The organism is Micromonospora sp. NPDC050187 (genome assembly GCF_044459745.1).
Lineage (GTDB): Bacteria > Actinomycetota > Actinomycetes > Mycobacteriales > Micromonosporaceae > Micromonospora.
On record NZ_JBITJH010000005.1, the window covers coordinates 75,329 to 101,940 of the forward strand.

General features: G+C 72.1%; 29 protein-coding genes and 2 pseudogenes. 19 read left to right on the forward strand and 12 right to left on the reverse strand.

The features are described from left to right. Window positions 1-56 precede the first annotated feature (56 nt). Together ACIBJE_RS09995 and ACIBJE_RS10000 are read right to left on the reverse strand one after the other, a co-directional pair. Window positions 57-612: pseudogene (locus ACIBJE_RS09995) on the reverse strand (YbjQ family protein). A gap of 81 nt (window positions 613-693) precedes the next feature. Beyond that, window positions 694-1,380, reverse strand: a complete 687-nt coding sequence (locus ACIBJE_RS10000) for a S1 family peptidase (protein ID WP_396745815.1) — start codon at window positions 1,378-1,380, stop codon at window positions 694-696. A 374-nt stretch (window positions 1,381-1,754) separates the two neighbouring features. Here ACIBJE_RS10000 and purS point away from each other — a divergent pair, with 374 nt between their 5' ends. From purS to ACIBJE_RS10020, 4 genes are all read left to right on the forward strand, one after another. Next, on the forward strand, window positions 1,755-2,018 hold the full coding sequence (gene purS, locus ACIBJE_RS10005) for a phosphoribosylformylglycinamidine synthase subunit PurS (RefSeq protein WP_396745818.1): 264 nt from the start codon (window positions 1,755-1,757) through the stop codon (window positions 2,016-2,018). After that, entirely contained in the window at window positions 2,015-2,698 is a 684-nt protein-coding gene (purQ, locus tag ACIBJE_RS10010; protein ID WP_396745821.1) for a phosphoribosylformylglycinamidine synthase subunit PurQ, read from the forward strand. The genes purS and purQ overlap by 4 nt, the downstream gene beginning before the upstream one ends. Window positions 2,699-2,771: 73 nt before the next feature. After that, window positions 2,772-5,600, forward strand: coding sequence for a phosphoribosylformylglycinamidine synthase subunit PurL (gene purL, locus ACIBJE_RS10015; RefSeq protein WP_396745824.1), 2,829 nt, complete (start codon window positions 2,772-2,774; stop codon window positions 5,598-5,600). A gap of 4 nt (window positions 5,601-5,604) precedes the next feature. Then, on the forward strand, window positions 5,605-6,360 hold the full coding sequence (locus ACIBJE_RS10020; protein WP_396745827.1) for a 2-phosphosulfolactate phosphatase: 756 nt from the start codon (window positions 5,605-5,607) through the stop codon (window positions 6,358-6,360). Window positions 6,361-6,479: 119 nt separating this feature from the next. On the opposite strand, the pseudogene ACIBJE_RS10025 reads toward ACIBJE_RS10020, so the two are convergent. After that, a pseudogene (locus tag ACIBJE_RS10025) lies at window positions 6,480-8,482 on the reverse strand (carboxypeptidase-like regulatory domain-containing protein). Window positions 8,483-8,630: 148 nt separating this feature from the next. Between ACIBJE_RS10025 and ACIBJE_RS10030 the strand changes: the two are divergent. From ACIBJE_RS10030 to amcA, 5 genes are all read left to right on the forward strand, one after another. Continuing rightward, window positions 8,631-8,948, forward strand: a complete 318-nt coding sequence (locus tag ACIBJE_RS10030; RefSeq protein ID WP_396746660.1) for a sterol carrier family protein — start codon at window positions 8,631-8,633, stop codon at window positions 8,946-8,948. 153 nt (window positions 8,949-9,101) lie between these two features. After that, window positions 9,102-10,667, forward strand: coding sequence for an amidophosphoribosyltransferase (gene purF / locus ACIBJE_RS10035; protein WP_396745830.1), 1,566 nt, complete (start codon window positions 9,102-9,104; stop codon window positions 10,665-10,667). Window positions 10,668-10,760: 93 nt separating this feature from the next. Continuing rightward, window positions 10,761-11,918, forward strand: a complete 1,158-nt coding sequence (gene purM, locus ACIBJE_RS10040; RefSeq protein ID WP_396745833.1) for a phosphoribosylformylglycinamidine cyclo-ligase — start codon at window positions 10,761-10,763, stop codon at window positions 11,916-11,918. Between the two features lie 133 nt (window positions 11,919-12,051). Beyond that, window positions 12,052-13,155, forward strand: a complete 1,104-nt coding sequence (gene amcB / locus ACIBJE_RS10045; RefSeq protein ID WP_396746663.1) for a cyclophane-forming radical SAM peptide maturase AmcB — start codon at window positions 12,052-12,054, stop codon at window positions 13,153-13,155. Then, complete coding sequence (gene amcA, locus ACIBJE_RS10050) at window positions 13,124-13,360, forward strand: multiple cyclophane-containing RiPP AmcA (protein ID WP_396745836.1); 237 nt, start codon at window positions 13,124-13,126, stop codon at window positions 13,358-13,360. The genes amcB and amcA overlap by 32 nt, the downstream gene beginning before the upstream one ends. Before the next feature lie 144 nt (window positions 13,361-13,504). Here the strand turns inward: amcA and ACIBJE_RS10055 are convergent, their stop codons facing one another. Next, a complete protein-coding gene (locus ACIBJE_RS10055; protein ID WP_088981219.1) occupies window positions 13,505-13,720 on the reverse strand; it encodes a DUF3073 domain-containing protein in 216 nt (71 codons plus the stop codon). Between the two features lie 338 nt (window positions 13,721-14,058). Further along, window positions 14,059-15,141 (reverse strand): Glu/Leu/Phe/Val dehydrogenase, encoded by a 1,083-nt coding sequence (locus tag ACIBJE_RS10060; protein WP_396745839.1) that lies wholly within the window; start codon window positions 15,139-15,141, stop codon window positions 14,059-14,061. 174 nt (window positions 15,142-15,315) lie between these two features. Between ACIBJE_RS10060 and ACIBJE_RS10065 the strand changes: the two genes are divergently transcribed. Together ACIBJE_RS10065 and ACIBJE_RS10070 are read left to right on the forward strand one after the other, a co-directional pair. Beyond that, the gene (locus tag ACIBJE_RS10065; RefSeq protein WP_396745842.1) at window positions 15,316-16,155 is read left to right on the forward strand and encodes a hypothetical protein; all 840 of its coding nucleotides are present in this window, start codon (window positions 15,316-15,318) and stop codon (window positions 16,153-16,155) included. A gap of 251 nt (window positions 16,156-16,406) precedes the next feature. Further along, window positions 16,407-16,616 (forward strand): BldC family transcriptional regulator, encoded by a 210-nt coding sequence (locus ACIBJE_RS10070; protein WP_007073996.1) that lies wholly within the window; start codon window positions 16,407-16,409, stop codon window positions 16,614-16,616. Window positions 16,617-16,716: 100 nt separating this feature from the next. Here the strand turns inward: ACIBJE_RS10070 and ACIBJE_RS10075 are convergent, their stop codons facing one another. Next, the gene (locus ACIBJE_RS10075; protein ID WP_396745844.1) at window positions 16,717-17,094 is read right to left on the reverse strand and encodes a PPOX class F420-dependent oxidoreductase; all 378 of its coding nucleotides are present in this window, start codon (window positions 17,092-17,094) and stop codon (window positions 16,717-16,719) included. A 54-nt stretch (window positions 17,095-17,148) separates the two neighbouring features. Here ACIBJE_RS10075 and ACIBJE_RS10080 point away from each other — a divergent pair, with 54 nt between their 5' ends. Then, window positions 17,149-17,928, forward strand: a complete 780-nt coding sequence (locus ACIBJE_RS10080) for a class I SAM-dependent methyltransferase (protein ID WP_396745846.1) — start codon at window positions 17,149-17,151, stop codon at window positions 17,926-17,928. Between the two features lie 60 nt (window positions 17,929-17,988). On the opposite strand, the gene ACIBJE_RS10085 is transcribed toward ACIBJE_RS10080, so the two are convergent. Then, entirely contained in the window at window positions 17,989-18,270 is a 282-nt protein-coding gene (locus tag ACIBJE_RS10085; protein WP_396745848.1) for a hypothetical protein, read from the reverse strand. A 91-nt stretch (window positions 18,271-18,361) separates the two neighbouring features. Here ACIBJE_RS10085 and ACIBJE_RS10090 point away from each other — a divergent pair, with 91 nt between their 5' ends. Both ACIBJE_RS10090 and ACIBJE_RS10095 read left to right on the forward strand, forming a co-directional pair. Beyond that, window positions 18,362-19,225, forward strand: a complete 864-nt coding sequence (locus ACIBJE_RS10090; protein WP_396745851.1) for a 3-hydroxyacyl-CoA dehydrogenase family protein — start codon at window positions 18,362-18,364, stop codon at window positions 19,223-19,225. After that, window positions 19,222-19,962 (forward strand): enoyl-CoA hydratase/isomerase family protein, encoded by a 741-nt coding sequence (locus ACIBJE_RS10095; RefSeq protein WP_396745854.1) that lies wholly within the window; start codon window positions 19,222-19,224, stop codon window positions 19,960-19,962. The genes ACIBJE_RS10090 and ACIBJE_RS10095 overlap by 4 nt, the downstream gene beginning before the upstream one ends. A 34-nt stretch (window positions 19,963-19,996) precedes the next feature. On the opposite strand, the gene ACIBJE_RS10100 is transcribed toward ACIBJE_RS10095, so the two are convergent. After that, entirely contained in the window at window positions 19,997-21,334 is a 1,338-nt protein-coding gene (locus ACIBJE_RS10100) for an ABC transporter substrate-binding protein (RefSeq protein WP_396745857.1), read from the reverse strand. Between the two features lie 171 nt (window positions 21,335-21,505). Here ACIBJE_RS10100 and ACIBJE_RS10105 point away from each other — a divergent pair, with 171 nt between their 5' ends. Further along, on the forward strand, window positions 21,506-21,910 hold the full coding sequence (locus tag ACIBJE_RS10105) for a hypothetical protein (RefSeq protein WP_396745860.1): 405 nt from the start codon (window positions 21,506-21,508) through the stop codon (window positions 21,908-21,910). Here ACIBJE_RS10105 and ACIBJE_RS10110 read toward each other — a convergent pair. Then, window positions 21,904-22,335: a hypothetical protein gene (locus tag ACIBJE_RS10110; protein ID WP_396745864.1), complete on the reverse strand. Its 432-nt coding sequence runs from the start codon at window positions 22,333-22,335 to the stop codon at window positions 21,904-21,906. The two genes, ACIBJE_RS10105 and ACIBJE_RS10110, sit on opposite strands and share 7 nt — an antisense overlap. A 236-nt stretch (window positions 22,336-22,571) precedes the next feature. Between ACIBJE_RS10110 and ACIBJE_RS10115 the strand changes: the two genes are divergently transcribed. Next, window positions 22,572-23,282, forward strand: coding sequence for a DUF2786 domain-containing protein (locus ACIBJE_RS10115; RefSeq protein ID WP_396745867.1), 711 nt, complete (start codon window positions 22,572-22,574; stop codon window positions 23,280-23,282). A gap of 13 nt (window positions 23,283-23,295) precedes the next feature. Here ACIBJE_RS10115 and ACIBJE_RS10120 read toward each other — a convergent pair whose 3' ends face one another. After that, the gene (locus ACIBJE_RS10120) at window positions 23,296-23,814 is read right to left on the reverse strand and encodes an SRPBCC family protein (RefSeq protein ID WP_396745870.1); all 519 of its coding nucleotides are present in this window, start codon (window positions 23,812-23,814) and stop codon (window positions 23,296-23,298) included. A 275-nt stretch (window positions 23,815-24,089) separates the two neighbouring features. On the opposite strand from ACIBJE_RS10120, the gene ACIBJE_RS10125 reads away from it, so the two are divergent. After that, window positions 24,090-24,440, forward strand: a complete 351-nt coding sequence (locus ACIBJE_RS10125) for a DMT family transporter (protein ID WP_396745873.1) — start codon at window positions 24,090-24,092, stop codon at window positions 24,438-24,440. Next, entirely contained in the window at window positions 24,437-25,012 is a 576-nt protein-coding gene (locus tag ACIBJE_RS10130) for a TetR/AcrR family transcriptional regulator (protein ID WP_396746666.1), read from the forward strand. Before ACIBJE_RS10125 ends, ACIBJE_RS10130 begins: the two co-directional genes overlap by 4 nt. Here ACIBJE_RS10130 and ACIBJE_RS10135 read toward each other — a convergent pair. Further along, window positions 25,005-25,478, reverse strand: coding sequence for a GNAT family N-acetyltransferase (locus ACIBJE_RS10135; protein WP_396746669.1), 474 nt, complete (start codon window positions 25,476-25,478; stop codon window positions 25,005-25,007). The genes ACIBJE_RS10130 and ACIBJE_RS10135 overlap by 8 nt on opposite strands. A 41-nt stretch (window positions 25,479-25,519) precedes the next feature. Beyond that, a complete protein-coding gene (locus ACIBJE_RS10140) occupies window positions 25,520-25,891 on the reverse strand; it encodes an ArsR/SmtB family transcription factor (RefSeq protein WP_396745876.1) in 372 nt (123 codons plus the stop codon). 175 nt (window positions 25,892-26,066) lie between these two features. On the opposite strand from ACIBJE_RS10140, the gene ACIBJE_RS10145 reads away from it, so the two are divergent. Beyond that, window positions 26,067-26,525 (forward strand): ArsI/CadI family heavy metal resistance metalloenzyme, encoded by a 459-nt coding sequence (locus ACIBJE_RS10145; RefSeq protein ID WP_396745879.1) that lies wholly within the window; start codon window positions 26,067-26,069, stop codon window positions 26,523-26,525. The last annotated feature ends 87 nt before the right edge of the window (window positions 26,526-26,612 follow it).

The following is a 26,612-nucleotide window of genomic DNA, read 5'->3' on the forward strand; positions in this document are numbered from 1 at the left end:
ATCCGAGCCCTCGGCCGACGCGAACTTCTTGATCAACCGCGTCCTGCGGCGGTGGGTCAGGAGCGTGGGGTGGGGGTTTCGGCGGCGGAGGAGAGGTTCGGGGCGCTGGGCGGTTCGGCCACCCCGCCGGGTGCCTCGGCGATGCCCGCCTGGTGGGCGGTGTCCGCCGCGACGACCGGCTGGTCCGGGGGCATGGTCTCGGGCGCCCGGGGTACGACGACCACCGCCGTCCCGTAGGCGCACACCTCCATCCACATCTCGCCGCAGTCCCGGCTGTCGAACCGCATCCCCAGTACGGCGTTCGCGCCGAGGCGGCGGGCCTCCTCGCCGAGCCGGGTCACCGAGTCCGTACGCCAGCGGGTCAGGTTGTCCGGCGCCATCGGGTCGTACGCGCCGCCGCGCAGGTTCTTCACACCCTCGCGGTAGGGGTTCCGCGTCCTGGCCATCGATGACACCACTTCGCCGAGGACTTGGCGGATCTCGTAGCCGGGCAGCGTATCCGTCGTCACGACCAGCACGTCATCGATGTTGGCATCCGCCCCGGCGGGCGGTTCGCGAGCCGTGTTCACCTCGCCGGATGCTGCGAAACGACGCGGCGCGGACGGCCGGCACGAGCCGGGCCGTCCGCGCCGAGTCGGCACGTCGGGTCGCAAAGGCGGTCAGCGGGGTCGCTTCCCGCTCACCCGGGGCGGGTCAGACGCCGGAGACCGAGGTGATCCAGGCCCGGTTGTACGCGACGCTGCCGTAGTTCTGGATGGTGCGGCCGTCGGCGGTGGAGGCGACGCCGACCTGCAGGCCGTTGTAGAACTGCGGACCGCCCGAGTCGCCCCGCCACGCGTTGCCGTTGATCCGGCTGCTCCGGATCGCCTGGCCGCCGTACGCGTCGGTGGTGAGACCGGTCACCTGCACGCTGGCGGTCTTGAGCTGGCTGGAGGCGGAGCAGCCGCTGTAGCAGGTCATGCCCCAGCCGTAGATGGTGTTGGTCGAGCCGTTCGGCGGGTTGCTGCTGGCCAGCGAGACGTACGAGGTGCTCACCGGGCTCGACAGGCGCATCAGCGCGAGGTCGTAGCGGCTGTAGGTGGCGCTGATGGTGCGGGTGGTGCCGCCGGAGGCGTAGTAGACGCTGCCGATCCGGACCGACATCGTGCCGCCGACGCAGTGCCGGGCGGTCAGCACCCACTCGGAGGAGATCACGCTGCCGGAGCAGGTGAACGAGCCGTTGCTGAACACCGCGGCGGCCCACGGCGCGGAGGAGACGTAGCCGCCTCCGATGATGTACGGGGTGACCGGGGCGGGCTCGGCGGCCGTGGCGGGCGAGCTGAGGCCGATCATGCCGACGAAGGCGGCGCTGATCGCAGCGACGAGGGAGCGGATTCGCATGGCGGGGGACTCCTTCACGGGGTTTACCGGGAACCGGGTCGGGAGAGCCGTCGACGGGGCCGGTGGACCGCCGGACGGCCGGCTTGCCATCGATATCTGTCGACGTACAGTAGGGGTTCGGCGGGCTCACCGACAAGAGTCCTATCGATACTGATCGCTACATATCAGGTAGCCCGAGTGTCCTCCGGAGGGCCCGCGCGACACGGCCGGCGCGACCCGCCCGGTGCTGGCCCCCGCCCGTTGCGCTCGGTAATGTGGATCACTGCGCGGGCTGTCGCCGGCCGGTGCGTCCGGACCGCTATCTGCCAGGTAGGCTGGCTGCGCTCGCCCGTTGTGGGTCGGCACCCAACTGCGTACACAGTCAGGAGTGCCCAGTGCCTCGCGTCGTCGTCGACGTCATGCTCAAGCCCGAGATTCTCGATCCGCAGGGCCAGGCCGTCGCAAACGCGCTGCCGCGGCTCGGCGTCAGTGACGTCGCCTCCGTCCGGATCGGTCGGCGTATCGAGATCGAGTTCACCGGTGAACCGGACCTGGACCGGGCTCGGGAGATCGCCGACAAGCTGCTCGCCAATCCGGTCATCGAGGACTTCACCGTCCGCCTCGTCGAGGCCGACGACGCTGTGGAAGCGCGGCCGTGACCGCCCGAATCGGCGTGGTGACCTTCCCCGGTTCGCTCGACGACGGGGACGCCGCCCGCGCCGTCCGGATCGCCGGGGGTGAGCCGGTCCGGCTCTGGCACGGTGACGCCGACCTGCACGGCGTCGACGCCGTGGTGCTGCCCGGTGGCTTCTCCTACGGCGACTACCTGCGCTGCGGGGCGATCGCCCGGTTCGCCCCGGTGATGGAGACGATCGTCGACGCCGCCCGGGGCGGGCTGCCCGTGCTCGGCATCTGCAACGGCTTCCAGATCCTCTGCGAGGCGCACCTGCTCCCGGGCGCGCTCACCCGCAACCAGCACCTGCACTTCCGTAACCGGGACCAGGTCCTGCGCATCGAGGCGACCGGCACCGCCTGGACGAACACGTACCAGGCCGGCCAGGAGATCCTCATCCCGGTCAAGAACGGCGAGGGCTGTTACGTCGCCGACACCGCGACCCTGGACCGGCTCGAGGGCGAGGGCCGGGTTGTCGCCCGCTACCTCGGCGGCAACCCGAACGGGTCGCAGCGGGACATCGCCGCGATCACCAACTCCGCCGGCAACGTGGTCGGCATCATGCCGCACCCGGAGCACGCGGTGGAGGCGCTCACCGGCCCGTCCCTGGACGGCCTCGGCTTCTTCACCTCGGTCCTCAAGCACCTGGTGGGAGCGCCGGCGTGAGCCAGCCCCACCGGATCATCGGTCGGCTCAGCCACCCCCGACGCGGTGGCCACGAGCGCAACGAGGAGAGGTCATGACCACCCACCCGGACCCGGCGGCGCACCCCACCACAGGCGCCCCGGCCGAGCCGCGTCCGGTGGCCGACGCCCCGGCCAGCCCCGCCACTCCCGCCGGCCCGTTCGGCCGTACCGACACCGTGCCCCGGGCCACGGACACCCCGGGCGAGTTGCAGCCCTACGCGGAACTGGGGCTCCGGGACGACGAGTACGACCGGATCCGGCAGATTCTCGACCGGCGTCCCACCCAGTCCGAGCTGGCGATGTACTCGATCATGTGGAGCGAGCACTGCTCCTACAAGTCGAGCAAGGTGCACCTGCGCCAGTTCGGTGAGAAGGCCCCGCCGAGCGACCGGCTGCTCGCCGGCATCGGCGAGAACGCGGGCGTGGTCCAGGTCTCCGACCGGCTGGCGGTGACCTTCAAGGTCGAGTCGCACAACCACCCGAGCTTCGTCGAGCCGTACCAGGGCGCGGCGACCGGCGTCGGCGGCATCGTCCGGGACATCCTCGCCATGGGCGCCCGCCCGGTCGCGGTGATGGACCCGCTGCGCTTCGGCGCGGCCGACCACCCCGACACCGCCCGGGTGCTGCCCGGCGTGGTGGCCGGCGTCGGCGGCTACGGCAACTGCCTCGGCCTGCCCAACATCGGCGGCGAGGTGGTCTTCGACCCCTGCTACCAGGGCAACCCCCTGGTCAACGCGCTCTGCCTCGGCGTGCTGCCGGTCGACCGGCTCCAGAAGAAGGAGGCCGCCGGCCCCGGCAACGTCGTGGTGCTGATGGGCGCCAAGACCGGCCGGGACGGCATCGGCGGCGTGTCGGTGCTGGCCAGCGCCACCTTCGACGAGGGCAGCGAGAAGCGCCGCCCGTCGGTGCAGGTCGGTGACCCGTTCATCGAGAAGCTGCTCATCGAGGCGTGCCTGGAGCTGTACGACGCCGAACTGGTCGTCGGCATCCAGGACCTGGGCGGCGCCGGGCTCACCTGTGCGCTGACCGAGACCGCCGCGGCGGCCGGCACCGGCATGCGGGTCTGGCTGGAGCGGGTGCCGCTGCGCGAACCCTCCATGGAGCCGCACGAGATCCTCGCCAGCGAGTCCCAGGAGCGGATGCTGCTGGTGGTCGAGCCGGAGAAGCTGGAGGCGGTGCTCAAGGTCGCCGACAAGTGGGGCGTGCTCGCCACCGCCATCGGCGAGGTCACCGCGCCGTCGCCGGACGGGCAGCCCGGCCGGTTGTACGTCACCTGGCGCGACCAGCTCGTGGTGGACGTCCCGCCCGGCTCGCTGGTCGACGACGGACCGGTCTACGCCCGTCCGATGCGGGAGCCGGCCGACCTGATCCTGCTCCAGGCCGACCGGGCCGAGACGCTGCCCCGGCCGGCCACGCCGGACGCGCTGCGGGAGACCCTGCTCCGCATGATCGCGTCGCCGAACCTCTGCGACCGCACCTGGGTCACCGAGCAGTACGACCGGTACGTGCTGGGCAACACCGTGCTCGCCCAGCCGGAGGACTCCGGCGTGATCCGGATCGACGAGCGCACCGGGCTGGGCGTCGCCCTCTCGGTGGACGGCAACGGCCGGTACGCCCGCCTCGACCCGTACCACGGCACCCGGCTGGCGCTCGCCGAGGCGTACCGGAACGTGGCGGTGACCGGTGCCAAGCCGATCGCGGTGACCAACTGCCTGAACTTCGGATCGCCCGAGGACCCGGGCGTGATGTGGCAGTTCGCCGAGGCGGTGCGCGGCCTCGCGGACGGCTGCCAGGAACTGGGCATCCCGGTCACCGGCGGCAACGTCAGCTTCTACAACCAGACCGGGGCGGCGGCCATCCACCCGACCCCGGTGGTCGGTGTGCTCGGCGTCCTGGACGACGTCTCCACGCGGGTGCCGATGGGCTTCGCGTCCCGGCCGGCGGCCGAGCACGACCTGATCTTCCTGCTCGGCGAGACCCGCAACGAGCTGTCCGGCTCGGAGTGGGCCTGGGTGACCCACGGTCACCTCGGTGGCGTGCCGCCCCGGGTCGACCTGGCCCGCGAGCAGTTGCTGGGCGACCTGCTGGCCGAGGCCGCCCGGGTCGGGCACCTCAGCTCGGCCCACGACCTCTCCGACGGCGGCCTCGCGCAGAGCCTGGTCGAGTCCTGCCTGCGGCGGGGCGTCGGCGCGCGGATCGCCCTGCCGGACCGGTTCGCCACCGGCTCGCTGCCGTTCGTCTACCTCTTCAGCGAGTCCGCCACGCGGGTCCTGGTCTCGGTGCCGCGCGGCCACGAGAAGGCGTTCACCGCCCTCTGCGCCGAGCGTGGGGTGCCGGTGGAGGCGATCGGCGTCACCGACCCGACCGGCGGCGTGCTGGAGGTGCGCGGGCAGTTCCAGATCAGCCTGGACGAGCTGCGGGACGCGTACACCACGACCCTGCCTCGGCTCTTCGGCGGTGCCGACGTGGTCGACGTGCCCGCCCCGGCGACCGGGGTGGCCGGGGCCGTCGAGGCGGTGCCGGTGGCCGGGGTGACACCCGTCGGGGGCGACTCCCCCAGCTCCCGTACGACTGACACGTCCGGCCCGGAGGCGGTCGCCGGTTCCGCGACGGCCGTCGAGGCCGCGTCGGCCGGTGGGACCACGCCGGCCACGGAGCGCGCCGCGACCGGAGCCGACCCGGTCGACACCGACCCGGTGGTGACCGCCGACCAGCCGGTCACGGCCGACGCCGGCACGCCGACGGCCGACGCCCAGGACACGCCGACGGCCGACAGCGCCGCTGCGGGCGAGGCCCCGGCCGCGTCGGCGGTCGAGGCCGACGGCACTTCTGCGGCCGACGCCGACGGAGCCGGGGAGAACACCGCCACCGACCGGCGCTGAGGCGGTGTCCGCGCCGGTCCACACCCAACCCGGCACGGGCGCCCGGTTCGACTGGGGGCTCGCCGGTGCGGCGGAACTCGGCCGGGTCTGCGCCGTCCTGGTGGTGGTGGACGTGCTCTCCTTCACCACCTCGGTGGAGGTCGCGGTCGCCCGTGGGGTACGGGTCCACCCGTTCCCCTGGGGCGAGCAGGCCGCCGACTACGCCCTTCGGGTGGGTGCGGTGGCAGCGGTCGGTCGGCGGCAGGTGACCCGGGACCACCCGTGGTCGCTCTCGCCGGCGGCGCTGCGGGCCGCGCCGGTCGTACCCGACCTGGTGCTGCCGTCGCCGAACGGCTCGGCGATCTGTGCGGCGGCCAGCGCGACCGGCCTGCCGGTGGTGGCGGCCTGCCTGCGCAACGCCGACGCCGTCGGGCGCTGGCTGCGCGAGCGGGGGTACGGCGACGTCGACGCGCCGATCGGGGTGGTCGCCTCGGGCGAGCGCTGGCCGGACGGCTCACTGCGCCCCTCGGTGGAGGACCAGCTCGGCGCGGCGTGTGTCCTCGACGCGCTCTCCGGGGTCCCGGGCGGGCTCTCGGTGGAGGCGGCGATGGCGCTCGCCGCGTTGGCGAGCACTCCCGACGTGCCGGCCGCCGTGCGGGGCTGCGTCTCCGCGCGGGAACTCGTCGAGCAGGGCTTCGCCGGTGACGTCGACATCGCGGTGGAGGTCGGGGTCTCCCCGGTGGTGCCGGTGCTGCGACATGGCGTGTTCTCCGCCACCTGAGCCGCGTCGACCGTTCACCATCCGTCCCGAGCACGGCTGATCATGATTCGGCGGCGATGTGAGAGATCCACATCGCCGCCGACGTCAGTCACGCGAACGGGGAACGAGCCCCCGGGGGGTCAGTCGTCCAGCCAGTCCAGGCGGCGGTTGCCCCGGTCCTGCTGCGGAGGCTGGCCGTCCCGGCCCCGGCCACCCTGGTGCTGGTCGTACTCGCCGTAGCCGCCCTGCTGCGGATCCTGGCCGTAACCACCCTGCTGGCCGGCGTACCCGCCCTGCTGGTCGTAGCCGCCACGACCGGAGCCGTAGCCGTAGCCGCCCTGCTGCGGGTCCTGGCCGTAGCCACCCTGGGGAGCGGCGTCCTGCCCGTATCCGCCGCCCTGCTGGCCGTAGCCGCCGTAGCCGCCGCCCTGCTCCTGACCTCGGCCGTAGCCCGTGCCCGGCTCCTGGCCGTAGCCCCCGTCCGGGGGCTGGTAGGTCGAGGTGGGGTACGGGTCGGCAGGCGGGGTGTAAGCCTGGGTGCCCTCGGAGTAGCGGCCGGTCGGCTCGTTGTACTGGTCGCCGTATCCGCTGCCCTGGCCCGGCGGGGTGTAGCCGCCACCCGGGTTGCCGTAGTCCTGCTGGCCGCCGTAGCCGCCGCCGGAGGACGGCGCGGTGCCGTACGGGCTGCCGGAGGAGGGGGCAGTGCCGTAGCCGCCACCCGAGGCGGGCGCGGTGCCGTACGGGCTCCCCGACGAGGGGGCGTTCCCGTAGGGGCTGCCGGAGGAGGGCGCGTTGCCGCCGTAGCCGCCCGTGCCGTAGCCGCCGGCCTGGGGTGAGGCCGAGTCGCCGTAGCCGCCCCCGGCCCAGCCGCCCTGGCCGGCCGAGCCGTAGCCCTGTCCCGGCTGGGGCGGCGGCGCGCCGTACGGGTCCGGCGGAACGTCGTCGACGAGCGGCCGGTTGTGCATCATCGTCGGCGCGTCCGCGAGGGAGGTGCCGCCGACCATGGTCGCGTCGGGGCCGACCCGGTTCACCACGCGGGTCGCGTCGTCCGCGCCGCCGCGGTACGCCCCACGCGCGGCCGGGGTCGCCCCCGCCGCCGCGCCGGCGGCGTCCTCTTCGGGGTCCTCGCCGTCGGGGCTCTCCCGGCGCCTCATCCAGAGCAGCACGATCGTGCCGACGCCGATGGCCACGAAGAGGCCGCCGAGGATGATCAGCAGCCAGGAGCCGAATCCGCCGGAGTCCTCCTCGGAGGCGTTGGTCGCGGCTCCGGGGGTGGCGCCGGGCTCCTCGGTGGTCTCCTCGGTGGGGTCCTCGGTCGGTACCGGGTCCTCCGTGGTGCCGGGCGTGGGGGTGGCGGTCGCCTCGACCGGCAGGGCGAGCGAGATCCGCTGCCCGGTCACGCTCTGCCCGGCGCTGGCCCGGATCGACATGGTCTTGCGGACGTCGTTGAAACTCGCGCCGAGTTCGATCGGCCCAGGGGTGATCGGGTTCTGGGTGGAGCCGTCGAACCGCCAGTCGCCGTCCTCGTCGGTGGTCGTCGAGTACTGGTGGCGCTGGGAGTCCATCAGCAGCACGGTGGCGTTGGGCACCGGATCGCCGTTGGTGGCGTTGGTCACCCTGCCGGAGACCCGCCGCACGGTCTGCGCCTGCGCCGGCGTGGTGGGCGCGGCCCGACCGACCAGCGTGACGCTGGTGCTGGCCTCCTTGCTCTCGCCCTGCCCGACGGCATCGGTCGCCCGGACGGTGATGACGGCGGTGCCGTTGCTCGCGTCGTCGGCCAGCCGGAACGTGGCCTCCTGCCGGCCGCCGTCGGTGATCCGGCTGAAGGAACAGCCGTCGACACAGGTCAACTTCCCGTTGTTCGAGGAGACCTGGATGTTCGCCGGGACAGGTTCGTCGCCGAAGTCGAGCGAGAACCTGACCTTGGTGGTCTTGCCCGCCTCGACCGAACTCGGCGATGCCGACACGTTGTTGACGTCCGGGGCGGCCAGGGCGGGTGTGGCGGGGATGGCGAGCACGGCGCCGGTAACCAGCGCTACGACCACACCGGCCCGTTGTTTCCAGGCTCGTCGGTGTGTTGACACGTCCACCGCCTTCCGGTCTGACTTCCCCGGCCCGGTGGGGGCCGGGCCCCGGGGATCATCACGGTTTGAATAACGCCGTCGGCAACTATGCCTTGTCGGGTCGGACGAGCGCGACCCAGGGCCAACGTCCGTAACCCTACTGGCGGGTCGTATCGTCCCGTCGTGTCCTCTCCGCACATAAAGTCCGCCGCGGTCACGGCGGCACTCATGGCGCTCGACGAGGGGCGTACGCCCGAACGGCCGGTCCTCCGGGAGGCGGTCCGGACGTTGCTGGCCGTCCTCGCGGAGGGCGCCCCCGGCCGATCGGTGGAGGTGCGGGTTCCACCATACGGCGCGGTCCAGTGCATTCCCGGTCCGCGACACACCCGCGGTACGCCACCCAACGTGGTGGAGATGTCGCCGACGGTGTGGCTGGAGCTCGCCTCGGGGCGGCTGGAGTGGGCCGTGGCGATCACGGAGGGTCGCGTTCGGGTGAGCGGAGTCCGGGCGGATCTCTCCGCCCATCTCCCGCTGGAGCTGGGATGATCACCATCCGTCGATGACCGAAAGGAGCGGGTTCGTGACTGTCGGTATCACTATGGGCTCGCGTACACTGTGAGTCGACGTCCCGGCAGACCCGCGCGGATCCGCGTGCACGACACCACCCCAGCAGACAGAACAGCAACGAGGGAGCGGCAGGTGCCCCGAGGCGACGGCCGGCTGAGCCACGACCTGGACCCCCAGCGGCCCGGCCCCCAGGACGCCTGTGGCGTCTTCGGGGTCTGGGCGCCGGAGGAAGAGGTCGCCAATCTCACCTACTTCGGGTTGTACGCGTTGCAGCACCGTGGCCAGGAGGCGGCCGGCATCGCGGTGAGCGACGGGTCCAGCGTCGTGGTCTACAAGGACCTCGGGCTGGTGGCCCAGGTCTTCGACGAGCCGACCCTGGCGAGCCTGCGCGGCCACCTGGCGATCGGGCACACCCGCTACTCGACCACCGGCGGTTCCACCTGGGAGAACGCCCAGCCGACGATCCGCTCCACCAGCGCCGGCACGACGGTCGCCCTGGCTCACAACGGCAACCTGGTGAACACCGCCGACCTCCAGCGCGAGGTCGCCGAGCAGGGGCTCGGGTCGGACGGCTCGACCAACGACACCTCTCTGGTGACGATGCTGCTGGCCAGCTACCCCGACCTGTCCGTCGAGGCGGCGGCGTTGAAGGTGCTGCCCAAGCTGCGCGGGGCGTTCAGCTTCGTCTTCATGGACGAGACCACCCTCTACGCCGCCCGGGACCCGCACGGCGTCCGCCCCCTGGTGCTCGGCCGGTTGGAGCGGGGCTGGGTGGTCGCCAGCGAGACCGCCGCCCTGGACATCGTCGGCGCGAGCGTGGTGCGCGAGGTCGAGCCGGGTGAGCTGATCGCGATCGACGCCGAGGGGCTCCGTTCCACCCGGTTCGCCGCTCCCGAGCCCAAGGGCTGCCTCTTCGAGTACGTCTACATCGCCCGCCCGGACGCCACCCTCGCCGGGCGCAACGTGCACGCCACCCGGGTGCAGATCGGCCGGCAGCTGGCCAAGGAGCACCCGGTCGAGGCGGACCTGGTCATCCCGGTGCCGGAGTCCGGCACCCCGGCCGCGATCGGGTACGCCGAGGAGTCCGGCATCACGTACGGCGCGGGGCTGATGAAGAACCCCTACGTCGGGCGGACCTTCATCCAGCCCTCGCAGACCCTGCGCCAGCTCGGCATCCGACTCAAGCTGAACCCGCTGCGGGAGAACGTGCGCGGCAAGCGGATCGTCGTGGTGGACGACTCGATCGTGCGGGGCAACACCCAGCGGGCCATCGTGCGGATGCTGCGCGAGGCGGGTGCCCTGGAGGTGCACGTCCGGATCTCCTCGCCGCCGGTGAGCTGGCCCTGCTTCTACGGCATCGACTTCGCCACCCGGGCCGAACTGCTGGCCAACGGGCTGGACAACGAGGGCATCCGCCGTTCGATCGGTGCCGACACCCTGGGATACGTCTCGCTGCCCGGACTGATCGCCGCGACCGAGCAGCCGAAGACCCGACTCTGCCGGGCGTGCTTCGACGGGGAATACCCGATCGAACTGCCGGCCGGCAACCTGATCGGCAAGCACGTGCTCGAGGGTGTGGGCCGCCGGGTCACCGGCACCGCGCCGGAGACCGCCGGTCCCGCGCCCCGGGGTGCGGAGCACGGCGTCACTCCACCACTCGCCGCCACTCCGGGCGGCGCGACCGTACACCGCCCATAGCACCACCCGGCGCGGGTCGCCGGCGGCAGTGATCGACGGGTCGACGGGACCCGCCGCGGTGTCGGCACCGCGAGGACCACAAAGGGGAGAACCGTGACGCACGTGTCCGAGCGCAACGGCGCAGCAAGCAGCAGCCCGTCCGGCACCGGTGGCGAGCGCCAGCCCTGGACGGCCGGGACGGGTCGTACGGCCCGCAAGCGGCCGACGTCGTACGCGGACGCGGGGGTCTCGATCGAGGCGGGCGACCGCGCGGTGGAGCTGCTCAAGTCCAAGGTGCGGCAGACCCGGCGGCCCGAGGTGCTGGGCGACCTGGGCGGCTTCGCCGGCCTGTTCCGGCTGGACACGAAGAAGTACACGAACCCGATCCTCGCCTCGTCGACCGACGGGGTGGGCACCAAGCTGGTCATCGCCCAGCAGCTCGACATCCACGACACCATCGGCATCGACCTGGTCGCGATGGTCGTCGACGACCTGGTGGCGTGCGGGGCGGAGCCGCTGTTCCTGCTCGACTACATCGCCTGCGGCGAGGTCGTGCCGGACCGGGTCGCCGAGATCGGCGCCGGCATCGCCGACGGCTGCCGGTACGCCGGCTGCGCGCTGCTCGGCGGGGAGACCGCCGAGCACCCGGGTGTGCTCCGTCCCGACGAGTACGACGTCTCCGCCACCGGTGTCGGCGTGGTCGAGGAGAGCGAGATCCTCGGCCCGGACCGGGTCGAGGTGGGCGACGTGGTGATCGCGATGCGCTCGTCCGGCCTGCACTCCAACGGCTACTCCCTGGTCCGGCACGTGCTGCTCGGCGCGGGCCGGATGCGGCTCGACGTGGTGATCGAGGACTTCGGCCGGCAGCGCACCCTCGGCGAGGAGCTGCTCACCCCCACCAAGATCTACGCCCAGGACTGCCTGAAGCTGATCGCCGAGGCCGAGGTGCGGGCCATCGCCCATGTCACCGGCGGTGGCATCCCCGGCAACCTGGTGCGGATCCTTCCGGAGACCGTCGACGCGGTGGTCGACCGGGCCACCTGGAAGCCGCAGCCGATCTTCGACCTGATCCAGGCCAAGGGTCGGATCGAGGACCCGGAGATGGAGGCCACGTTCAACATGGGCGTCGGCATGTTCGCCATCGTCTCCGCCGAGGACGCCGACCGGGCACTGGCCACCCTGGCCGGCCGGGGGGTCGACGCCTGGCAGGCCGGCGAGGTCATCGAGGGCACCGGCAACGTGCGGATGGTGGGCCAGCACACCCGGGGGTGACGGTCACCACGTGATGATCAGTCGTACACCCGATGAGGGGTTCACCCGGACAGCCATCGCCGCCTAGCCTGAAGGTTCCTCAGGGGAACGGCGAAGGAGGGCGATGCCTGCCCGGCAGCGGACGTTCAGCGGGATGCGCGGTGTCGCCGCCGTCCCGACGTACGTCGTCATGCAGCCCACCACGCTCTGCAACCTGGACTGCCGATACTGTTACCTCCCGCTGCGGGCGGTGGACCGGCGGATGCCGATCGCGGTCGCCGAGGCGGTGGCGGCGGCGGTCGACCCCTGGGCCGAACGGGGGCGGTTCTCGGTGGTGTGGCACGGCGGGGAGCCTCTCGCGGCCGGCCGGGAACACCTCGCCGCGCTGATCGCGCCCTTCGGCCCGCAGGTCGAGCATCACGTCCAGACAAACGCCACGTTGATCGACGACGACTGGTGCGCGTTCTTCGCCGAGCACCGGGTGCGGGTCAGCGTCAGCGTGGACGGCGGGCGGGAGCGCAACGCCGAACGGGTCACCCGGGGCGGTCGGCCGGCGTACGACCGGATCGTGCGCGGGGTGACCACGCTGCGCCGGCACGGGTTGCCCTTCTCCGCGCTCGCGGTGGTCAGCCGTCCGGAGCCCGGGCTCGCCACCGAGCTGTACGACTATTTCCTCGACCTGGGATGCGACGTGCTCGGGGTGAACATCGAGGAGACCGAGGGGGTGAACCTCCGGGGCAACGCGCACGACGCCGCCACGGTGACCGCCTTCTGGGCCGAACTGGTCGCCGCCTGGCGGCGCGATCCCCGGATCCACCTCCGCGAGGTGGAGTGGTCCCTGCGGTACGCCTCGGCGATCCTGGACGGCACGGCCGACGACGTGCTGCCCCGGCGGCTGGATCCGATCCCCACGGTCGGGCACGACGGGTCGGTGACGTTGCTCTCCCCGGAGCTGGCCGGCTTCTCCGACCCCCGCTACGGGGACTTCAGCAGCGGGAACGTGCTGGACACCCCGTTGGCCGAGATCCTGTCCGGCGCGGAGCGGACGTCCTGGGTAGGTGAGTTCCTGAGCGGTGTCGAGGCGTGTCGCGCCTCGTGCCCGTACTTCGGCTTCTGCGGCGGCGGTCACGCCGCCAACCGCTACTTCGAGCAGGGGCGCTTCGACGGTACGGAGACCGAGCACTGCCGCAACAGCAAGATCCGCCTACTGGAGGGAGTGTTGGAACATGCCCGAGGTCACCAGTCACCGGCCGCCTGAGCCGGTCGGAGGACAGCCGAGCGACCTCGTCGCGGAGCGGGTACGCGAAGCCGAGGCGGGCCTTACCGCACTGCTCCACGAGGCCGAGGCAGCGCGTCGGCTCCGGGCGGAGGTCCCCGGTGGCGACGGAGCCAGCGCGGTCTGCGCGTGGAACCACTTCGAGAACATCCCGACGTTCTACAACTGGAACAACCGGCCCAGGTGAGGGTACGGAAGGTAGATCGAGGACCTGCCGGGCACGCCGGACAGCGGGCACGGCAGGGACTCGATCACCAGTTGGTACGCCGGACCTCGTTGGGCACATGCGTGAGCACGCGGGCCTTACCGCGTGCTCAGATGTGACCGTAGGTCAGCGGGCAGGACGGACCCAGGGATCCGAGTCGTCGTCCGGATGGTCCTCGTCATCGTCGTCGACGTACTCTTTGTAGTCGTCGTCGAAGTCGTGGTCCGACTTACGGCTGCCGCCGAGTTCTCGCTGCAAGGCGGCGAGGTCGGTGTTCGGGGAGTGGTACTTCAACTCCCGGGCCACCTTTGTCTGCTTGGCCTTAGCACGGCCGCGCCCCATGGCTCGACCCCCTCGCACAGAATTCGGGGCAGCCCGAAGGCGGGCCCCGATGACGTCAGGCATCTCTCGTGGCTCTTACGGTACATGGGTATGCCCACGTTCGGCACCTCGGGTTACCGTCGACCGGCCCTGCGCGTCGCAGTCAACCAGCCGTTACGAAGTGTACCCGGTAAGGAGTGCCCTCGGACGTGGGCGTGACGCTCGTCGACGTGGTTCGCGGCCGGCTCGGATTCCGGGGCCGACGGATGGTAGAAACGCAGCGTGAGCGTGTATACGTGCACAAAAGGGCTCCCGAGGGCGGACCGGGTCTTACCGCCCGCCCCGGGAACCCGGCCGGGTCAGCGCAGCAGGATGGTCCGGAGCCGGCCGACGTCCGCCATCCGGCGCTCGGCGAGTCGGTCGGCGGCCTCGGCCGGCGGGACCCCGTCGGCGTCGGCGAGTTTGAGGATCTCCCGGGTGGTGTCGTAGATCCGGGTGGCCCGCAGCTTGGCCCGCTCGAAGTTGAAGCCGTCGATCTCGTCGGCGACCTGGATCACGCCGCCGGCGTTCACCACGTAGTCCGGGGCGTAGAGGATGCCCCGCTCGGCGAGGAGCTTCTCGACGCCCGGGTGGGCGAGCTGGTTGTTGGCCGCCCCGGCGACGACCTTTGCGCGCAGCGCCGGCACCGTGTCGTCGTTGAGGGCGCCGCCAAGGGCGCACGGGGCGTACACGTCGATGTCGGCCGTGATCAGCGCGGTGGCGTCCGAGACCAGCTCGACCTGCGGGTAGGTCTGCCGGGCCCACTCGCACGCCCGGGGGCTGACGTCGGTGGCGACCACCCGCGCGCCGTCGTCGATCAGGTGCCCGGTGAGGTGCCGGCCGACCTTGCCCAGCCCGGCCACACCGACGGTGCGCCCGGCGAGCGTCGGGGTGCCCCAGACGTGCTCGGCGGCGGCCCGCATGCCCTGGAAGACGCCCCAGGCGGTGAGGACGGACGAGTCGCCCGCCCCGCCGTGCTCCACGCTGCGACCGGTGACGAAGCGGGTCTCCCGGGCGATCACGTCCATGTCCGCGACGTAGGTGCCCACGTCACAGGCGGTGTAGTAGCGGCCGTGCAGCGACTCCACGAAGCGGCCGTAGGCCCGCAGCAGCGCCTCGCTCTTGAGCTTGTCCGGGTCGCCCCAGATGACCGCCTTGCCGCCGCCGAGGTCGAGCCCGGCCAGGGCGTTCTTGTAGGCCATGCCACGCGACAGGTCGAGCACGTCGGCGAGGGCCTCGGCCTCACTGGCGTACGGGTAGAAGCGGGTTCCGCCGAGTGCGGGGCCCAGCGCGGTGGAGTGGATCGCGATGATCGCCTTGAGTCCGGTCTGCTTGTCCTGGCAGAAGACGACCTGTTCGTGTCCGGACGACCCCGGGTCGTCGCTGCTCGCGAATACGCCCATGACTGCTCCTGGTCTCGGTGTGTGTCCTTGTGGGACATGAACCTGGCGGTGCCCGGCGGGATGGTGCCGGCGCTGCCGAGCCTAGTACTCGATCGTCTCCGTAGCGCCTCCCGCAGTCGTCGCGATCAGGGACGTCAGCGCGGTCCGACCGGGCTTTCGTGGGAGGATCGCGCCGTGCCGTCGCTCTTCGCTTCATATCTGCGTGTGTACGAGCCGCTGACCGCCTTCGACCGGGACCGCCAGGCGTATTGGCGCCGGTACGTGCAGGAGGGCCGGGCGGTGGCCCCGCAGGAGGGACCGGTCCGGCAGCGGACGGCCGTGATCGAGGCGCTCGGCGCGGGCTGGACCCGCCTGCCCGACCTGCCGGACGAGGCGTACGTGCTGGAGACCGGCGAGGCGATGCTGGTCTGCCCGTGGAACCTGCGGGTCCGGGTGGCCGAGGCGGCGCTGAGCGCGCGTGAGGGCGTGCCGGCGGTGCTCGCCGACGCGTTCGTCCCGCCGGTGCTGGCCGGTCAGGCAAAGGCCGTGGTGGAGGACTGGCGCAGCGGCGCCCGGGTGCTGGAGCACGGGGTGCCCCGGCTGCACGAGCAGATCTCCACCTGGGGCGTCCCGCTGCGCTGGTTCGTTCTCGTCGATCCCGAGGAGCGGGAGCTGGACGCCGAGCCGGGGCGTCGGGTGCTGCGCTACCGGACGGAGATCTCCAAGGCCCGCCGACGGTCCTCCCGGGCCCTGTCGGTGCTCCGTAAGTCGGTGGGGGAGGTCCCGATCACCCAGGCCGTCGAGGAAGCCGCCCGCTGGTTGGAGGAGTTCCACCCCCGGTCGGTGGTGGAACTGGACTACGGGGGTCTGGTGGACCTGCTTCCGGAGGAGACGCTCCGGGCGGACGACTCGCCGGCCCTGGTCGCGACGGGGCTCGCCGGGCTGGCCCGGGGCGAGGCCGAGGAGGCTTCGGCGGCGTACGACAAGCTGGTCGCCCGGTGGCGGGCGGTGCAGCTCCTGGAAAGGTGCAACTAGCCCAAAAGCACCCAACGGATGCCATCGACGAGAGGTGACTTCGTAATTGGCGCATCACGAACCGTGATCATGAGTCCGAATAAGGTAGTTTCTGGGGCATAAAAGTCGTATAAATCGGGCATGGTTCATCCGTCCGTCTAGGGACCTTCGGCCGTTCGGCCCATGTCGGACATCGGGGACTAGCCGGACCATGGGAGACGCGTCGGCCGGCGGGACCCCGGCCGGTGTCTATTCATGTGGAGGAGTGACCGATGGCATCGCGAACGCACGAACCAGAGCCGCTGCTCACACCGGCCGAGGTGGCGTCGATGTTCCGTGTCGACCCGAAAACCGTGACCCGGTGGGCGAAGGCGGGCAAGCTCAGTGCGATCCGCACCTTGGGCGGGCACCGTCGTTACCGCGAGTCAGAGGTACGCGCCCTGCTCCAGGGGCAGATTCCCCAGCAACGCCAGGGGGACTGACCCGAGCGGCACAGAGACATTCCGGATCAGGGGCGGCGGACGAGGGTCCGCCGCCCCTGATCATGTCCGCACCCGTTCGCGCCGGCCGCTCGTCCCGTGCTCAGCCCAGGGTCACCCGTACGCCCACCGTGCCCTGCTCGCCCCGGCGCAGCCGGCTGCCGAGCAGGGTCAGCCGACCCATCAGCCGGTACTTCTGCTTGAGTAGGCTCCGGATCCGCCGGGTCTCGGTCGGGGCGCAGAGCGTCGCATGGCCCTTGATCGCCGGTCCGTGTGGACGCCCCCGGACGTCGCAGGGCGCCACGGTCACCGTCGGGTCCCGCCGGATCCGTTTGACCTTGCCGGAGTCGGCGACCGTCCAGAGTGCCAGGGCGTCCCCGTCGCGCACCGCCCAGACCGGGGTGGGCACCGCACGACCGTCCCGCCGGAACGTGGTGAGCAGGACGTACTTCTCCGCAGCCAGGTCGTCGAGATCAGTCACGCCGCCACGATACGGCCGACCGGCCCGGCCGGTACGGCGGATAGCGTGCAGCCTATGAGTGGCGGACCACGACTCGGTGACGTCTTCGGCGCGATGATCACGGACGCGTACGCGGTGCAGACGGGGACCGGGACCCGGCCGTTGGCCGGTGGACGGCTGCCGCGCCCGGTCATCGAGATCATCGAGCGGGACGACGGGCTGATCAACGGCGCGCCGTCCGCGCACTACTTCGCCGGCCCGCAGGACTGGCAGCCGTACGACCGCCGGGCGGTGGCCCGGGTCCGGGGCGCCACGCTGGACGTCGGCATCGGCGCGGGCCGGATCGCGCTGCTCCTTCAGGAGCAGGGGACCCCGGTCACCGGCCTGGACACCTCGGCCGGGGCACTGGCGGTGTGCCGCCGACGCGGCGTCCGGGACCTGGTGCACGGCACGGTGGACGCGCACGTCGCCGACGGGCGGCGGTACGACACGTTCCTCCTGCTCGGCAACAACGTCGGACTGCTGGAGGGGGTGGAACGGGGCCGGGCCTTCCTGGCCGCGCTGGCGGCGATGGCCCGCCCGGGGGCCCAGGTGATCGCGCAGGGCACCGACCCGTACGGCACCCGGGATCCGGTGCACACCGGCTACCACGAGCGGAACCGGCGGCAGGGGCGGCTCGGCGGCCAGTTGCGGCTGCGGCTGCGGTACCGGGAACTCGGCACCGACTGGTTCGACTACCTGGTCTGCTCCGTCGAGGAACTGGCCGCCCTGGTCGACGGCACGCCCTGGCGACTGGTCGAGGTCGACGACCGCGACGCCCCGTACTACCTGGCTTTCCTCCAGCTCACCGGCTGAGGTGGTAGCAGGGGTCCCCTGTTACTCGAAAAGCAGTAACAGGGGACCCCTGCATGTATGTCAGACCTGGACGGTCGGGGGGAGCTGGCGGGGCGGCAGGCCGCCGTCGCCGTCGACGACCTCGTCCGGGGTGCCGTCCTCGTCGATGTCGACCATGGTGATGTCGACCTTGCCGTCGTGGTCGGTGTCGAACTGGAACAGGTCGGCCCTGCCGTCGCCGTCGGTGTCGACCACCCAGACGTCGGTGTGGCCGTCGTTGTTGGTGTCCGCGCGGAGCAGTTCCACCCGCTGGTCACCCCGGGTCTCGACGGTCTCCGACGGTTGTCCGGTCGCCTCGTTCATCGATCGTCCTTCCCTTGGTTGCCGGCGGCAGTACCCGATTTTCTCCGCCCCCACGCATGCCGTACGGATCGCAACTGCATAGGGTCGCCACATGAACGATCGTTTCGTCGTCGTCGGAGCCGGCACGATGGGGCTCGGCATCGCGTACGTGGCGGCCGGGGCGGGGCACGCCGTCGAGCTGGTGGAGGTGGATCCGGGGCGGGCCGCCGACGCCCCGGCGCGGCTGGCGTCGCTCTGGGAGCGGGCGGTCCAGCGCGGAAAACTTGGTGCGGACGAGGCGGCGGCGAACCGGGAACGGCTGGTGGTGCGCACCTCGCTCGCCGAGGTGGCCGCCGGGCCCGAGGTGCTCGTGGAGGCCGTACCGGAGCGGCTGGAGCTGAAGCGGGCGGTGCTCGCCGAGGCGGCAGCACTGGAGCCGACGCTGCTGGGCAGCAACACCTCCAGCATCTCCATCGGCGAGCTGGCCGCCGGCCTGGCGCAGCCGGAGCGCTTCGTGGGGTTGCACTTCTTCAACCCGGTCTGGGCGATGGCGCTGCTGGAGGTCGTGGTCGGCCCGGCCACCTCGGCGGAGACCACCGACGCGGCCGTCGCGCTCGCCCGCCGGCTCGGCAAGGATCCCGTCGTGGTACGCGACATGCCCGGCTTCGCCACCTCCCGGCTCGGGGTGGCCACCGGGCTGGAGGCGATCCGGATGGTCGCCGACGGCGTGGCCAGCCCCGCCGACATCGACAAGGCGATGGTGCTCGGCTACCGGCACCCGGTGGGGCCGCTGGAGCTGACCGACATCGTCGGGCTCGACGTGCGCCTGGACATCGCCCGCACCCTCCAGGCCGCGTACGGCGACCGCTTCGCGCCGCCACCGCTGCTGGTGGAGATGGTCGCCCAGGGGCGGCTCGGCAAGAAGTCCGGCCAGGGCTTCTACCGCTGGCAGGACGGGAAGCGGGCACTGTCATGAGCCTGCGGATCGAGGAGCGGCCGGACCGGCTGGTGGTGACGCTGGACCGGCCGGAGAAGCGCAACGCCATCGACGCGGACCTGATCGGCCAGCTGCACGAGGTCTGCGCCGAACTGGAGGCCCGGCCCCGGTTGCTGCTGCTCACCGGCGGCACCGACGGTATCTTCGCCGGCGGCGCGGACATCGGCCAGCTCCGCGAGCGGGGACGGCTGGACGCGCTCGCCGCGATCAACTCGGCGGCCTTCGCCCGGATCCGGGCCCTGCCGATGCCGACCGTGGCAGCCGTGGACGGGCCGGCGCTCGGCGGCGGCGCGGAGTTGGCGTACGCCTGTGACCTGCGGGTGTGTACGGGGCGGGCGGTGTTCGGCCAGCCGGAGGTGCGGTTGGGGATCCTGGCCGGCGCGGGCGCGACGCACCGGTTGCCGGCGCTGGTCGGCGAGGCGCGCGCCAAGGAGCTGCTGTTCACCGGTCGGCGGGTGGACGCCGAGGAGGCGCTGCGGATCGGGCTGGTCAACCGGGTCGTGCCGGAGCCGGACGGGCTGCTGGCCGCCGCGCATGAGCTGCTCGACGAGATGGCGAAGGGCTCGGCGCTGGCGCTGCGACTGACCAAGTTGGCGGTCGACGCGCCGGCTGCGGCCCACCCGCACCTGGACCTGGTCAGTCAGGCGGTGCTCTTCGAGGACGACGAGAAGTACCGGCGGATGACCGACTTCCTGGAACGGCGGCGACCGCAGTAGTCATGGGGGTGGGGGCGGACGTCCGCCCCCACCGTCACTGCTGGATCTGGACGCCCGCCTCGTCGAGGGCGAGGATCACCGCTGCCGACTCGGCGTAGCCGATGAGGAGTACGGCGTCGGCGCCGAACTCCTTGATCTCCCGGGCCCCCGCGCTGAAGTCGACCGGCGGGGCGTCGGCGTCCGCCGGGGGCTCGTAGGTGAGCAGCTTGACCTTGTCGCCGCCGAGACCGGCCCGCTCCAGCTCGGTGCGGACGTAGCCTTGGAGGCCCTCACCGTAGGAGTCCTTCCGGGCGACCAGGGCGACCTTGCGCGGTCCGTCCCGCAGGATCACGTCGGCGAGCGCCCGGCCCTGGAGGCTGTCCGGCGGGGCGGTCCGGAAGTAGAGGCCCTTGTCCTCGATCGTGGTCAGGCTGGCGTCGGTGTTCGCCGGAGAGAACATCACCAGCCCGGCGGCGACCACGTCCGGCAGCACCGCCTTGGAGACACCGGAGGCGCCTGCGCCGATGATGACCTGCACGTTCTTCTCGACGTGGGAGGCCAGGGTGGCCTTGGCGACGGCAGGGTTGGTGCCGTCGTCGCCGTCGATCCAGACCACCGGCTCGTCGAGCACGCCACCGGCGGCGTTGATCTCCCGTACCGCCAGGGCGGCCGCGGCGGCCTGCGGCGGGTAGGCCAGCGAGAGTGCCCCGGTACGCGGCAGCAGGCCACCCAGGGTCAGCGGTGCGCCGCTGTCGCCGCGCGGCTTGCGTCCCTTCGGCGGGGCCTTGGTGCTCGCCTGGGAGTCGTCACCGGCGCCGACGAACTCGGTCTTGGCGTCGTTGAGCTTCTGGTCGTCGAAATGCAGGGTGGCGTAGCTGGCGGTGGCCGGCTCGCCGGCCTCGGTGAACCCGGCCCGGGTCAGCGACACACCGCGGTACTCGATGTCCTGCCCGGCGCGGGCGAGCTTCAGGCAGCCGGCCGCGTCCTCGCAGCGCTGTCCCTCGTTCGTCACGCCGACGATCTGCTTGGCGATGGCGGCCGGGTCGGTGGTGCCGGCGAGCTGGGTGGCGAGCGCGCTGATCATCACCGCGTCGTACGCCTCGGCGGCGTAGAGGTAGTCCCGCAGATCCGGGTCGACCGCGCGGAGCCGCGTCTTGAAGTCCTCGGGCAGCGGGGTCATCGGGGTGGTGCCCTTCATCCCGTCGACGAGGTGGGCACGATCCTTCAGCTCCCGGGGGAACGTGTTGAGCATGTTGCCGTCGTTGCCGTAGAGCCGTACCTGCTGGCTCTCGTTCTCGGCCTCGGGCTGCTCCGTCCCGCACGCGCCGGTGGTGAGCAGGAGCGCCACGCCGGCCGCCAGCATGGCGACTCGCGAGCCGCGTGATACGCGCATGATCGTCGTTCCCCTCAGGCGAAGGTTCGCTGCGCACATTAGCGTGCGTTCCCGATCCGCGGGACCGTGAGGCCGGATCGATGTACAGGTGGACGGGTGTGACTACGCAACGTCGTCATCCGGTAGGCGCTGAGTGGTGATCACTTGACGCAGTCCCGTACTGTTCGCCGCGTGACCGACTTGTCCCAACAGACGCATGACGACGCGGCCGCCGTCCTGCACTCCGCTCTCGCCGGAGACGGCGACGCCGTGGTGGGAACCTTCGACGCCGTGGTCGACCGGTCCGGCGTGGCCGGGGCGTACGGGGTGGCCTGGTGTCTCGCCGCCACGATGGTCGGAGACGATGTGCCCGCCGGTATGGCCGCCCTCGACTTTCCCGGCATCGACCAGGCCAACTACGACACCCGCTGGGTGGCCCGTTTTCTCAGTGCGTACGCCAACCGCGACCCGGAGACCGGCGAGGCGCTCTTCGGGGCCGCGATCGCCGACGGGCTGCTCCCGGACTGCCTGCTCACCCTCGCCGGGTCGGCGGTGGCCACCCTCTACGGCCCGAAGCGCCCGCCTGCCGGTCAGTAGGCGTGGTAGGCCACCAGCGGCTCGTACTGGTAGTAGTTGTTCGAGAAGCGGACCCGGAAGTTGACCCCGTCCCGGACGTTGGTGGCGATCGTCGTCCAGTTCGAGTTGGCCGGTAGGTACGTCCAGTAGTTGCAGTTGCTGGTCTGGTCGATGAAGATCACGCAGGCCTGGGTGCTGAAGGCGCTGGCGTTACGGACGTTGATGTCGACGCACCGGCTGCTGGTCCGGTACGGACCGGCCTGCCCGCCCCAGCCGCCGGTCTGGAAGTAGGACCGACTCGTGGTGCCGTAGCAGGTCGCCTGGCTGCCGAAGTTGGTGGCGGAGGCATCGTGCGGGCCGGTGGCGACGGCCTGGGCGGGGACGGCGACGGCCAGCAGCGCGACTGTCGTCGCGGTGGCCAACAGGGGAGCGACCGGGGGTGTCATGGGCTTCTCCAACCGTGGACTGACCGCTGGCGGTCGATCCTTCGCGGACCGTGACGATGCTACTGATCAATGCCCTGGTCCGCTGTCCCCGCTGGCCACGCGGGGGCCCGGCCCACTGCCCCCGCCGTCCGGTGACGAACCGGTCCACTGTCCCCGTCGTCGGGTGAGCGGCCCGGTCCGGGGCCCCGTCGTGTGCGGCCGGGACGGCCGCCGGGCGGTGTGGTAGCTGTGGTGGCATGTCCGACGCCATGCTCAGCAAGGTGCGCAAGCTGCTCGCCAAGGCGGAGGACCCGGCCTGCACCGCCGCCGAGTCGGCCGCCCTGACCGCCAAGGCGACCGAGCTGATCGCCCGCTACGGGGTCGACCGGGCGCTGCTCGCCGCCCGGGACCCGGCCACCGACCCGGTGGGCGACCGGGTGGTGGACGTCGTCGCCCCGTACGCCCGGGACAAGGCCGGTCTGCTCGCGGCGGTGGCCGACCCGCTGCGCTGTCGCTGCGTACGGCGGCGCGAGGGCAGCGGGTTCACCATGCACCTGTTCGGGTTCGCCAGCGACCTGGAGCGGGTCGACCTGCTCTTCACCTCCCTGCTGGTGCAGGCCGCGCACGGCCTGGCCGGCACGGTGGTGCCGCCCGGCGCGCACCCGGCCGCCTTCCGTCGTTCCTGGCTGGCCGGGTTCGCGCAGGTAGTCGGGGAACGGCTGCGGACGGCCGAGGCGACGGCGGTGCAGGTCGCGGAGGCGGACGGCCCCTCGGTGGCCCTGGTGCTCGTCGACCGGTCGGACCGGGTGCGACGGCGGCTCGACGAGGTGTACCCCCGGCTGCGTACCGCCGCCCCCCGCCGCCTGGCCGGCACCGGCTACTCCGTCGGGGCGGACGCCGGTCGCCGGGCCGACCTGGGCGGACGGACGGTCGGCGGGCCGCCCCGCCACGCTCTCGGGGACCGCTGACCCGATCGGTCGGTCAGGCCTGGTGCGGGCGGCGGCGGACGGAGTGGAGGTAGCGGGTGAGCATGTCCTGCCACCCTTCGGTCATCGCCTGCCGGTAGCCCTCCGCGGCGGCACCGTGCCGATCGAACTTCCGGTGCTCGACGGTGACCCGGGTTCGTCCCGACCCGTCGGCCCCGAAGAGCACCTCGACCTCGCTGGCCCGGGACGGGTCGGGCACCGGGACGCGGTCCGGACCGATCTGCCAGACGAAGACCAGCCGGTGCGGTGGCTCCCAAGTGAGGACCCGCCCCCAGTCCGAGCGGAAACCGTGCGGACCGATCTCGTAGAGCATGCCGCCGGGGCGGGGCTCGAATCCCAGTTCGGCGAGGAAGTCCGGGCCGGACCAGGTGAACTCGGGGACCCACCAGTTGGTCAGGTTCGCGAATGCCGCGAACGCCTCCTCGGCGGAGGCGGGGACGAGAAGAGTGCTGCGAAGGGAGAAACGGTCGACGTCCTGATGGACGGCGTCCGGCTCAGCGATCTCCTGCCCCATAGGCCCGGACCCTACCGGCTGGCGCCGCGACATGCAGCGACCTTCGCCTGCGGGACAGCGCGCAGCGACCTTGCGAAATCCGGATAAAAAGCATTAAGAATCGTCGCGTCACGCTGTCCCGAAGGCGATCACCACCGTCGATCACAAGTGCGTAAACCACCGTCCGGGGGGACCACCGCCCGTCTGATGGGACGGGAACGCCATGGGTGTCTCCCGGGTCCGAAGGTCGTGCGCCGGCTCGTCGCCAGGGGGCCATCCTTCTAGTACGTTTGTACATGTACGTCAGTACCAGTAAGGGGGCACCGGTGGCATACCTCTTCCTCCTGGGCGCGATCTCGGCCGAGGTGATCGGCACGAGCCTGCTGAAGGCGACGCACGGCTTCACCCGGCTGTGGCCCACCCTCGGGCTGGTCACGGCCTACGTCACGGCGTTCCTGCTCCTCGCCCAGGCGGTGAAGACCATCCCGGTCGGCGTCGCCTACGCGATGTGGTCCGGTCTCGGCACCGCCGCGATCGTCGCCATCGGCGCGGCCTTCCTCGGTGAGCCGCTCAGCCTGGTCAAGGTCCTCGGCGTGGGTCTGGTCGTCGCCGGTGTGGTCATCCTCAACCTCGGCGGCGCGCACTGAGCGCCGGCCAGCCCCGCCGGACCGCCCGTTCCCGGGACCCGGAGGGCCGCCGCCGCGCGCTGACCGCCGCGGTCGTCGAGGTGATCGCGGAGGTCGGGATCGGCCGCACCACCCACCGGGCGGTCGCCGCCCGTGCCGGGGTGCCCCTCGGCGCGACCACCTACTACTTCCCCACCCTGGCCGACCTGGTCGCCGCCGGGCTGGCCCGGGCCGGTGCGGAACTCGACGCCGAGCTGTGCCGCTGGGCCGACCACCTGGGCGACGGCACCGACCTGGCGGCCCGACTCACCCGCCTGCTCTGCGGCCACCTCGCCGACCCGGGCCGGGCGCTCACCGAGTTCGAGCTGTACCTCGCCGCCGCCCGGAGCCCGGAGCTGCGACCCCTCGCCCGCTCCTGGCGGGACCAGGTCCGCCGGCTCCTCACCCCGATGGTCGGCGACCGGGCCGCCGGGGCCGTCGCCGCCTTCGTCGACGGCGTCGCGGTGCAGAGCCTCGCCACCGGCGAGCCGGTCGACCCGATGGCCGTCGAGTCGGCGATCGCCGCGCTGGTCTCGGCCGGCACCGTCAGGTGACGGCGGGACTGCGGCGCTCGATGAGGGTGACGTCACGCCAGACGCCGTGGTGGCGGCCGATGCGCTGGCGGGTGCCGACGGTACGGAAGCCGCAGGAGGCGTGCATGGCGAGGCTGGCGGTGTTCTCCGGGAACACGCCGGACTGGATGGTCCAGATCCCGGCCCGCTCGGTCGAGGTGATCAGGGCCTGGAGCAGAGCGCGCCCGACTCCCCGCCCACGGGCGTCGGGGTGGACGTAGACGGAGTGCTCCACCACGCCGGCGTAGACGCACCGGTCGGACACCGCCGAGCAGGCGGTCCAGCCCAGGACCCCGCCGGCCCGGTCGACGGCGACCCACCGGTGACCCGGCATCCGGGTGGCGGTGAAGCTCTCCCAGGTGGGTGGCTCGGTCTCGAAGGTCGCGTTTCCGGTGGCGATGCCGAGGCGGTAGATGTCCAGGACCGCCCGACCGTGCTGGTCGCCCATCGCCGTGACGGTGATGCCCTCGGCGGTGGGGGGAGAGCAGTTCACGCGACGGTCTCGTCGGACCTGGCGGGGATGTGCAGCAGCACGCCGAGTTGGCGGAACGCCGCCGGCCTCACCCGGTACCAGACCCAGGTGCCGCGTCGTTCGGCGTCGACCAGGCCAGCTTCCCGCAGCACCCTCAGGTGGTGGGAGATGGTCGGCCCGGACAGCTCGAATGCGGGGGTCAGGTCGCAGACGCAGACCTCGGGCGCCGAGGCGATCATCGACATCAGCCGCAACCGGACCGGGTCGCCCAGGGCCTTGAACATCGGCGCGACGGCCTCCGCCTCGTCGGCGTCCAACGGGCGGGTGGCGATCGGCGAGCAGCACGCCTCCGCTTGCGGATCCACCACCGGCAGCGCTTGTTTCGACATGCGCCTAGGTTGACAGATCTCGAAACAGGGTGCAACAGTGGGCCTGCTTCGAAAAGCATCTAGGTAGCGGTGTGGCGGCTGACGGCTGCTCCGCGCGTCGTGCCGCCGTTGCGATGCCCGACGCGCACCCGCGCTGACCCCGGGGCGCGTCCGCCGACCGACCAGGAGGAGAACAATGTCCCGCGTCCAGCTCGCCCTGCGCGTGTCCGACCTCGAAGGCTCCATCGCCTTCTACACCAGGCTGTTCGACACCGAACCGGCCAAGCGCCGCCCCGGCTACGCCAACTTCGCCATCGAGAACCCGCCACTGAAGCTCGTCCTGCTCGAAGGCGAACCCGGCCAGCCGACCGTCATGGACCACCTGGGCGTCGAGGTGTTCAGCACCGACGAGGTCGACGCCGCCACCCGGCGCCTCACCGACGCCGGCCTCGTCACCCTGGAGGAGAACAGCACCGAGTGCTGCTACGCCCTCCAGGACAAGGTCTGGGTGCGCGGGCCCGGCAACGAGCCCTGGGAGGTCTACACCGTCAAGGCCGACTCGCCCCAACCGGAGAAGACCATCCCCGGCGCCTGCTGCACCCCGTCCGCCGGGCCGGAGCCCGCCACCAGCGGTGCCGCGGCGAACTGCTGCTGACCGTGGTCACGTGCGCGCCCGCCTTCGATCCCGAGAGGGCGCGCACCCGGGAGCGTTCCCCTACCTGTTCGTGACGTGGCTGGGCGG

Bases quoted from the DNA above. Each gene is read 5' to 3' on its own strand.
- ACIBJE_RS10145 (WP_396745879.1), top strand. From the start codon at position 26,067: ATGTCCCGCGTCCAGCTCGCCCTGCGCGTGTCCGACCTCGAAGGCTCC.
- ACIBJE_RS10070 (WP_007073996.1), top strand. From the start codon at position 16,407: ATGGCATCGCGAACGCACGAACCAGAGCCGCTGCTCACACCGGCCGAG.
- ACIBJE_RS10060 (WP_396745839.1), bottom strand. From the start codon at position 15,141: ATGGGCGTATTCGCGAGCAGCGACGACCCGGGGTCGTCCGGACACGAA.
- ACIBJE_RS10030 (WP_396746660.1), top strand. From the start codon at position 8,631: ATGGCGCTCGACGAGGGGCGTACGCCCGAACGGCCGGTCCTCCGGGAG.
- ACIBJE_RS10080 (WP_396745846.1), top strand. From the start codon at position 17,149: ATGAGTGGCGGACCACGACTCGGTGACGTCTTCGGCGCGATGATCACG.
- amcA (WP_396745836.1), top strand. From the start codon at position 13,124: ATGCCCGAGGTCACCAGTCACCGGCCGCCTGAGCCGGTCGGAGGACAG.
- ACIBJE_RS10115 (WP_396745867.1), top strand. From the start codon at position 22,572: ATGTCCGACGCCATGCTCAGCAAGGTGCGCAAGCTGCTCGCCAAGGCG.
- ACIBJE_RS10135 (WP_396746669.1), bottom strand. From the start codon at position 25,478: ATGGGCGACCAGCACGGTCGGGCGGTCCTGGACATCTACCGCCTCGGC.
- ACIBJE_RS10100 (WP_396745857.1), bottom strand. From the start codon at position 21,334: ATGCGCGTATCACGCGGCTCGCGAGTCGCCATGCTGGCGGCCGGCGTG.
- ACIBJE_RS10120 (WP_396745870.1), bottom strand. From the start codon at position 23,814: ATGGGGCAGGAGATCGCTGAGCCGGACGCCGTCCATCAGGACGTCGAC.
- ACIBJE_RS10110 (WP_396745864.1), bottom strand. From the start codon at position 22,335: ATGACACCCCCGGTCGCTCCCCTGTTGGCCACCGCGACGACAGTCGCG.
- ACIBJE_RS10090 (WP_396745851.1), top strand. From the start codon at position 18,362: ATGAACGATCGTTTCGTCGTCGTCGGAGCCGGCACGATGGGGCTCGGC.
- ACIBJE_RS10085 (WP_396745848.1), bottom strand. From the start codon at position 18,270: ATGAACGAGGCGACCGGACAACCGTCGGAGACCGTCGAGACCCGGGGT.
- ACIBJE_RS10095 (WP_396745854.1), top strand. From the start codon at position 19,222: ATGAGCCTGCGGATCGAGGAGCGGCCGGACCGGCTGGTGGTGACGCTG.
- ACIBJE_RS10000 (WP_396745815.1), bottom strand. From the start codon at position 1,380: ATGCGAATCCGCTCCCTCGTCGCTGCGATCAGCGCCGCCTTCGTCGGC.
- amcB (WP_396746663.1), top strand. From the start codon at position 12,052: ATGCGCGGTGTCGCCGCCGTCCCGACGTACGTCGTCATGCAGCCCACC.
- ACIBJE_RS10055 (WP_088981219.1), bottom strand. From the start codon at position 13,720: ATGGGGCGCGGCCGTGCTAAGGCCAAGCAGACAAAGGTGGCCCGGGAG.
- purL (WP_396745824.1), top strand. From the start codon at position 2,772: ATGACCACCCACCCGGACCCGGCGGCGCACCCCACCACAGGCGCCCCG.
- ACIBJE_RS10140 (WP_396745876.1), bottom strand. From the start codon at position 25,891: ATGTCGAAACAAGCGCTGCCGGTGGTGGATCCGCAAGCGGAGGCGTGC.
- ACIBJE_RS10125 (WP_396745873.1), top strand. From the start codon at position 24,090: ATGTACGTCAGTACCAGTAAGGGGGCACCGGTGGCATACCTCTTCCTC.